This window comes from Lentisalinibacter orientalis (genome assembly GCF_040706535.1).
Lineage (GTDB): Bacteria > Pseudomonadota > Gammaproteobacteria > Steroidobacterales > Woeseiaceae > Lentisalinibacter > Lentisalinibacter orientalis.
In genome coordinates this window covers 1-261 of record NZ_JAPDRJ010000016.1, presented here as the reverse complement: position 1 = coordinate 261, position 261 = coordinate 1, and the positions used below count along the sequence as shown (strand labels likewise).

Here is a 261-nt window from a genome sequence, read left to right as displayed (position 1 = left end):
TGTCGATCCCGATGAGCGACTTCGCGGCGACGATCGCCGGCAACGACGGTTTCCTGCTCGGCCCGCTGGGTGGTCAGGCGGCGCCGTTCACCCTGCTACTGACCGACATCGGCTTCGCGGGCACGGCCGGCGGCGGTGGCGGCGGCGGCGGTGGTGGAACCAGCCTCGTCCTGAACGGTGGTTTCGACAATGGCTTCACCGACTGGGAGACGTTCGACAACGGCGGCAGCGTCACGATTGACGCGACCGGTGGTTCGGACG

At 68.6% G+C, this 261-nt stretch carries 1 pseudogene; it reads left to right on the top strand.

Annotation, left to right across the window (positions count from 1 at the left end):
- Nucleotides 1-11: 11 nt before the first annotated feature.
- A pseudogene (locus ACJMK0_RS19225) lies at nucleotides 12-261 on the top strand (hypothetical protein); the annotation flags it as partial.